Raw genomic sequence first — 7,255 nt, 5'->3', positions numbered from 1 at the left:
CGCGACCGCGGCCCGCTCCACCGCGGTCGCACGCGAGGAGCGTTCCTTCTTCGGTTCCTTCGGCATCGAGCTCATACCCGTGATTGTCTCGGTCATCAGTGACCAACCTTCCCGCCAACCGCAGCCGGCGCGTCAGGCCAGAAACACCGTTTGCCGGACAGTCCCGAACCACCGGGAGCACCGCGCTCCGTGGGCGCCGGAAGTGCCAGCCCGGGAAGGTGTCGGGCGTGTTGTGGGCGGCTCCACGAGTGGAGTGGTTCATGTCCGCAGTCTCGGGTCAGTGTGCCGTGCGCCTCGATCCGACACGTATCCGACACGCAACCGATATGGAACGGCCCCCGATCTACGTTTCCGCAGCTCAGGGGCCGTTCAATGTGGTGGACGTGAAGGGACTCGAACCTTGTACGTGTTCGGGTCCCGCCCGGCTGAGCGGTCGGTTGATCCCGCCACCGCAGTCGGTGACGACCGAAGCGGGCCGGTCCCTTCGATCGGCCTACGGGACCGGAGCTGCATCAGCCGGCGCAAGTAACGGCGGCTATCCGATGCATATCCGATGCAGAACAACAGCGAAGAGGCCCCCGACCTAGCGTTTCCGCTGGTCAGGGGCCGTTTCGTACTGGTGGGCGATACTGGGATCGAACCAGTGACCGATGCCATCTCGGAGGCCGCCGGGGTGGAGGGGAGCCAGCGAACGGCCTCACAGCACTACCTGGAGACCGAGGGCGTGAGTTCCAGCCCACCGCTGTCGTGTACGTGTCGACGAGGGCAGCGCTCGCAGTGCGCGCGCGCTGGCGCTGAGGTCTACCATCCTTCGTCCCGAGGCCAGCAACCTGCCTTGCGATCGGGCGCCACCCAGAAGACGCGGGGCCCCTCACTTCGGTGATTACTAGGGAGCTCGACTTCTGGGCCCAGCGCCCCACGCTGAGATGCCCCGCACAACACACGGGTCGGCCGGCCAACGTGCGAGTGTCCCGGTCCGGTGTTGGCCCAGGCTTGATCTATCCGGTCGTCTAAACGCGCGCCCGCCTTGGACCTCAACCGCTGCATAGCCGATGCAACTCGGGACAGAGAAGGCCCCTGACCTGCGTTTCCGCAGGTCAGGGGCCTAATCTGACGGCTCCCCCGATTGGACTCGAACCAACAACCCTCCGGTTAACAGCCGAATGCTCTGCCAATTGAGCTACAGGGGACCGACGCCCTTCGGCGCGAGATGCACTTTAGCAACGCCGGGCGGTGCACACCAAAACAGCCTCCCACCACGATGGGGCAGGACGGTCGGTCCCGCGCGGGAACCCCTCAGAGGCCGACCTGGTCGCGCAACTGGGCCGACAGCTGGTCGATCCGCGCGAGCACCGCGGGATCCGTCGCAGGCGTCTGCCGCCCGAGCACCGTCTGCTCGAACAGCCGACCGTCGCGCAGGTCCTTGCGGATCACGACACGGCCGGAACGGCGCGGACCGGGCAGGTCGAGCGGTGACGCCAGCACGACACTTGCCTGCACGCGCTCGTGGAAGGTCTCCGGCAGACGGGTGTCCTGACCCCGGAACGTGTACTGCCCGGCCCGCAGGCCGTCGACCCAGGTCACGGTCAACGTCCAGGTGTCCGGATCCCACTGGCCGGCGTCCACGTCGTACCAGTCGCGCTGCACGACGACCGCGTCCACCGTCGCGACGAGGAACCGGTAGGTCGTGGCGACCACCTGCGCGCCGGTGTTGTCGTCCCGGGCGAACGTGAGGACGCGCTCACCCCGAGCGAGGTCGAGCGCGTCCCGCACGTCGTCGGGCAACTTCGGGCCGCGTCGTGGGCCTGGTCGATCACCCGATCCGAACACCGGTCAGGACCGGATCCTGCGGCCGGTGGCGCCGAGGTAGATCGCGATCAGGATGACCGCGGCGATGATGCCGACCAGGAACGGGATGACCTTGAAGCCACCGTTGTTGTTGTTGTACCCGAGCCGGTAGCAGACCCAGGACCCGATGGCCGAGCCAAGGATGCCGAGGATCGTGGTCATGATGCAGCCGAGGTTCTGCTTGCCGGGCATCACCAGACGCGCGAGCGCACCGATGATGAAACCGCCGATGATGGCGCCGATCACTGTTCCGATCATGAAGGTGGCTCCTTGTCGCCGAGATGAACCCGCCGGTCGATGCCGTCGGGGTGAGGTTCTGCCTTGACTGTGCCCGCACGGCGGGGCTGGTGCAAACCCTGTGCGGGCCCGGCGCGTCAGTCGAGGCTCGCCCGCAGGAGGGTGAGGTCCTTCTGCAACTGCGTGAGCCGCTGCGCGACCTCGCGTGAGGAGGCCGGATCGGCCCGGCGCAGTTCACTCATCGCCGTGTTGATGTCGCCCTGCAGAGCCACCTCCCGCACCCGCACGAGCAGCGACCGCGCGTACCGCTGCTGGGGCGCGCCCGTGCTCGGGTCGAGCCGGGTCGGCAGCGTCGCGACGGCGTACCGGAAGAGCAGCTGGTGCACCACTTCGGGCGCGTGGAGGCGGACGTCGTCCAACCACACCGCCGGCGTCCGCTCCCCGGGCGGACCGGCCGCCATCACCGCGGCGAAGAGCGAGCGGTGGGCGGGCGCGGTGAAGTCCGAGCCGCGGACGGCGGCAAGTTCCCGTGCGGGCACGCTCGCCGGAAACTGCAGGAGGCACTCGAGCAACTGCGACTCGGCACGCACGATCGGATCGCGTTCGTTCGGCGCAGGCATGCCGGGATCGGTGGGGGGCGCATCGTCCTGCGGGTCCTCGGCCGCCGGCGCCCGCCGCTTGTCCTGACCCGCGCCCGGCCGTCCGGCACTGTTGCCTGCACGAGCGATCTCCGCCCGCAGGTGCTCCTCGGACACACCGACCCAGCCGGCGGCGGTCCGCATGTACTCCGCGCGCATGGCCTGGTCGCGCACGGCGGCGAGGATCGGCGCGATCGCGCGAGCCCCCAGGACGCGCCCCTCCGGCGAGTCCAGGTCGAACCGCCGCAGCGTGGTGCGCACCGCGAACTCGAACATCGGCGTCGCGTCGTCGACCAGGGCGCGTACGGCGGCGTCCCCGCCGGACAGCCGCAGCTCGCAGGGGTCCTGCCCTTCGGCGGCGACCGCCACGAAGGAGCGCGCGTCCCACTGGCCGTCCAGCTCGAAGGCGCGCATGGCGGCCTTCTGCCCGGCCGCGTCACCGTCGAAGGTGTAGACGACCTTGGCCGGCTGCTGGTCGGGTGCGTCGCGCAGCAGGCGGCGCAGCGTCCGCACGTGATCGCTCCCGAACGACGTACCGCAGGTGGCCACTGCCTGCTCGACTCCGGCCAGGTGAGCGGCCATCACGTCGGTGTACCCCTCGACGATCACCGCCTTCCTGTCGCGCGCGATCGCCTTCTTGGCCAGGTCGAGCCCGTACAGCACCTGGGTCTTCTTGTAGATGGGCGTCTCGGCGGTGTTGAGGTACTTGGCCTCGATGCGGTCGTCGTCGAAGATGCGCCGAGCGCCGAAGCCGATCGGGTCCCCGGTGATGTCGTGGATGGGCCAGACCAGCCGCCCACGGAACCGGTCGTAGAGCCCTCGACCGCGTCCGACCAGACCCGCCAGGACGACCTCGTCGTCGCGGAAACCCTTGTCACGCAGGTGTTGTGCGAGCACCTCGCCACCACGCGGCGCGAAACCGAGCCCGAAGTGCTCGGCGACCGACCGGTCGAACTGGCGCGCCCGGAGGAAGTCGCGTGCGACCCGCGCATCGGACGCGGAGATGAGCGCCTCGGCGTAGAACTCGCTGGCGACCCGGTGCGCCTCGACCAGCCGGCTGCGCCGCCCGGCCCCCTCCTCGCGCGGACCGGCACCGTCCTCGTAGTGCAGTTCGATCCCGGCCCGACCGGCCAGACGCTCGACCGTCTCGGAGAAGGTGAGGTGCTCCACCTCCATCACGAAGGAGATGACGTCGCCGCCCTTGTCGCACCCGAAGCAGTGGTAGGTGCCGTTGTCCGGGCTGACCGTGAACGACGGCGTCTTCTCGTCGTGGAAGGGGCACAGTCCCTTGAGGGAACGCGGGCCTGCGGGCTTCAGCGTCACGTGCTCGCGAATGACCTCTTCCAGCAAGGATCGCTCCTTGACGAGGGCGACATCCTCCGCCTTGATCAGCCCCGCCACCAGCTACCTCTCGTGCGCCTCGTCGTCGCGGCGATTCTACGGGGTGCGCCCGGCGGCGCGGTGCGCTCGTCCACAGGGGACGTCCCACCCGCCTGCGCACACCACGTCGACCGGGCTCAGCCGGTGAGGCGGGCGACGATGTCCGCGGCCGGTCCGGAGCGCGCGGACGCCCATCCGCTGCCCGCCCAGAGTGCGACGCCCTGGGGGTCCTCCAACCGGGCGGCTGCCGCGCGCAACGGGGCGGTCAGCTGGTTGACCGCCGGATAGACGGGCGGTGCGGCCTCGCCGTAGCGGTCCACGAACTCGTTGCGGACGCCGCGGGCCGGCCGCCCGCTGAACGCGCGGGTCACGATCGAGTGGTCCAACGAGGGTTCGCGCAGACCCGCGCGATGGGCCGCGCTGGTCCCGGCCTCGTCGGCGAGCAGGAACGCCGTGCCGCACTGCACCGCCACGGCTCCGGCATCCAGCGCCAGCCGGGTCTCACGGCTGCCCATCACTCCTCCGGCGACGAGCACCGGGAGGCTGGTCACCGTCCGGGTCTCGCGCAGGATCTCGGCCCACTCCCGGTCGAACGGGATGGTCTGCACCGCGTGGGTGCCGCGGTGGCCGCCGGCGGCGTACCCCTGCACGACCAGTGCGTCGGCGCCCCCTCGCGCGGCACGGGTTGCCTCGTCCGGGTCGGTCACCGTGACGATGACGCAGCAGCCCACCCCGTGCAACCGTTCGACGACGTCACCGTCAGGAACGCCGAAAGTGAAGGATGCCAGGGGAATCCGTGACTCGACGAGCGCGGTGACTTTGTCGTCGTAGGCATCGACGTCGTCCCAGTCCACCGTCGGGAGGTCGACCTGCAGCTGGCGGGCAAGGGGCGCCAGCCGATCGCCGTACCGCAGGACGGCTTGCCGCGCGGACATGCCGGGTCGCTCGTCGAGCGGTGCGGGGACGAAGACGTTGACCCCGAACGGCCGGTCGGTGAGCTCGCGGGTGCGCTCGATCTGGCGCAGGACGTCCTCGGGCGAGCGGTAGCCCGCCGCGAGGAAACCGGTGCCACCCGCCGCGCACACAGCCGCCACCAGCTCCGGGGTCGACGGACCGCCCGCCATCGGGGCGACGGCCACCGGTCGTTCCAGTGTCGGGAACGCGATCATGACCACTGCCTCGCCAGTTCGAGAGCGCGCGGGTCGGTCAGCGAGGCGACCTGGTCGACCACCACGCGCAATCGTGCGGCATCGTCACCGGCCCGCCGCAGGTCCTCGGCGAAGAGCGGATCGAGCCGGGTCGGGTCCTGCAGATAGGCATCCGCGAGCTGGGCGATGACCTCCTGCTGCATGGCGAGCAGCCGCACGCGCGTCTCGGTGAGGCGCACGAACCGCGCGTTGATCGCCTTGAGCATCACGCACTCGGCCAGCACCGTCTGCGGGATGACGACCCGGGCGGCGTACCGGGTCGCCGGACCGACGCCGTACCGGTCGCGGGTGGCGCCGGTGGCGGCGCTCACGAAGTGACCGATGAGCCGGCTCGTCATGTCCTTCAGCGCGGCCACCGCGGCACGCGACCGGTCGTGCGATCGCGGTATCACGCCGCTGGCCACCAGGTCGGCCAGCGAGGCGGCGAGCAGCTCGACGTCCAGCTGCGGCGCGTACGTCGACTGCGCGAGTCGGGCGAGCGCCATCCGCTCCTCGCCCGACCAGAGCGCGTGCAGGGGCACCAGCCCGGAGGTGATGCCGTCCTCCACATCGTGCACCGAGTAGGCCACGTCATCGGCCCAGTCCATGACCTGCGCCTCGAGGCACGGCTCCCCCGCCGGGGCGTCGGCGCGGACCCAGTCGAAGATCTCGGCGTCGTCGGCGTAACAGCCGAACTTGGTCGTCGCGACCGGGCCTTCGCCCCGTTGCCAGGGGTACTTGGTCGCGGCATCGAGGCACGCGCGCGTCAGGTTGAGTCCGACCGACCGGCCGTCGTCGCGTGCCCGCTTGGCCTCCAGCCGGGTGAGCACCCGGAACGTCTGGGCGTTGCCTTCGAAGCCGCCGGCGTCCTGCGCGATGCGCGCCAACGCGTTCTCGCCGTTGTGTCCGAACGGGGGGTGTCCCAGGTCGTGCGCGAGGCACGCCATGTCGACGACGTCCGCGTTGCACCCGAGGTCGGCGCCGAACTCCCGGCCGATCTGGGCGACCTCCAGGGAGTGGGTGAGGCGGTTGCGGATCAGCTCGTCGGTGTCGGGCGGCAGCACCTGGGTCTTGGTCGCGAGCCTGCGCAACGCGCCGGAGTGCAGGACCCGGCCCCGGTCGCGGGCGAAGTCGTCGCGGTCGGCACGTTTGAGCGCAGGGTCCTCGCGCAGGAACCGTTCGGTGTCGGCAGCGGTGTACCCCGGCGCGAGGGTGGACTCGAGATCGGCGCCGACGTACCCGCTCATGCGGACGGCGCGCCCAGGCTGGCGACCACCTGTTCGGTGAACTCGGCCAGCCATCCACGCTGCCCGGCGTTCCAGTTGTCCGCGACCGGGTCGACCGGGAAGAAGACACCGGTCTCGTCGGTGCCCACCAGCGCCAGGTCGGGGCCCTCCGCGTCGGTCGCGACGCGCCACGAGACATCGGTACGCCGCTGCACGTGTTCGCCCATCGCGATGCCGATCATCGTGAGCATCTGGGTGGGGTCGGTGCGCTCGGCGGCCGGCGTCTCCTGCACGGAGGTGAAGTAGTCCTCGTACGCCTTCTCCATCGAGGAGGCGTCGTCGATGTCGATGCCAGCCGCTTGTGCGTCAGCGATCCAGCCCGCAAGGGCCCGGTGTGCCGCCCGGTCCAGGGGTTGGATGCGGATGTCGCTGTTGCTCAACGCGTTCCAACCGTGTCGTAGCGCACCTGTGCTCGCGCGCGGGCCTTGGCCGCTTCTTCCTCGCGGTTCTTCGGCGGGGCGGTCGTGACCAGGGAGTCCACGAGCTCGCGGCTGGCTTCGGTTACCCGCCATACGGCGAGATCGAACGCCTCCTGGTTGGCGGTGGACGGCTTGGTCGTGCCCGCGATCTTGCGCACGTACTGCACGGCTGCGGCATGGACCTCGTCGTCGGTGGCGGGCGGCGCGAAGTTGTTGAGGGGGCGGATGTTGCGGCACATGCCGTCCAGGCTCGCACATGT

7 protein-coding genes and 1 tRNA gene are annotated in these 7,255 nt (G+C 70.3%); all 8 read right to left on the bottom strand.

Going from position 1 to position 7,255, the window contains the following annotated elements; translation table 11 throughout:
• Positions 1 to 1,117: 1,117 nt before the first annotated feature.
• Positions 1,118 to 1,190 (bottom strand) — tRNA-Asn (locus tag J4030_RS06475).
• Positions 1,191 to 1,296: 106 nt separating this feature from the next.
• Positions 1,297 to 1,773: a hypothetical protein gene (locus J4030_RS06470; RefSeq protein ID WP_208048400.1), complete on the bottom strand. Its 477-nt coding sequence runs from the start codon at positions 1,771 to 1,773 to the stop codon at positions 1,297 to 1,299.
• 60 nt (positions 1,774 to 1,833) lie between these two features.
• On the bottom strand, positions 1,834 to 2,106 hold the full coding sequence (locus tag J4030_RS06465; protein WP_208048399.1) for a GlsB/YeaQ/YmgE family stress response membrane protein: 273 nt from the start codon (positions 2,104 to 2,106) through the stop codon (positions 1,834 to 1,836).
• Positions 2,107 to 2,222: 116 nt separating this feature from the next.
• Positions 2,223 to 4,124 (bottom strand): DNA primase, encoded by a 1,902-nt coding sequence (dnaG, locus tag J4030_RS06460; protein ID WP_208048398.1) that lies wholly within the window; start codon positions 4,122 to 4,124, stop codon positions 2,223 to 2,225.
• A gap of 116 nt (positions 4,125 to 4,240) precedes the next feature.
• Complete coding sequence (locus tag J4030_RS06455; RefSeq protein WP_208048397.1) at positions 4,241 to 5,272, bottom strand: nitronate monooxygenase family protein; 1,032 nt, start codon at positions 5,270 to 5,272, stop codon at positions 4,241 to 4,243.
• The gene (locus J4030_RS06450) at positions 5,269 to 6,537 is read right to left on the bottom strand and encodes a deoxyguanosinetriphosphate triphosphohydrolase (protein ID WP_208048396.1); all 1,269 of its coding nucleotides are present in this window, start codon (positions 6,535 to 6,537) and stop codon (positions 5,269 to 5,271) included. Before J4030_RS06450 ends, J4030_RS06455 begins: the two co-directional genes overlap by 4 nt.
• Complete coding sequence (locus tag J4030_RS06445) at positions 6,534 to 6,956, bottom strand: DUF3806 domain-containing protein (RefSeq protein WP_208048395.1); 423 nt, start codon at positions 6,954 to 6,956, stop codon at positions 6,534 to 6,536. Before J4030_RS06445 ends, J4030_RS06450 begins: the two co-directional genes overlap by 4 nt.
• The gene (locus J4030_RS06440; RefSeq protein ID WP_208048394.1) at positions 6,953 to 7,234 is read right to left on the bottom strand and encodes a DUF2277 domain-containing protein; all 282 of its coding nucleotides are present in this window, start codon (positions 7,232 to 7,234) and stop codon (positions 6,953 to 6,955) included. The genes J4030_RS06445 and J4030_RS06440 overlap by 4 nt, the downstream gene beginning before the upstream one ends.
• Positions 7,235 to 7,255: the final 21 nt, after the last annotated feature.

Source organism: Allobranchiibius sp. CTAmp26, assembly GCF_017565405.1.
Taxonomy (GTDB): domain Bacteria; phylum Actinomycetota; class Actinomycetes; order Actinomycetales; family Dermatophilaceae; genus Allobranchiibius.
The sequence above is the reverse complement of the archived record's forward strand: the minus strand, read 5'-3'. Positions and strand labels throughout refer to the sequence as shown.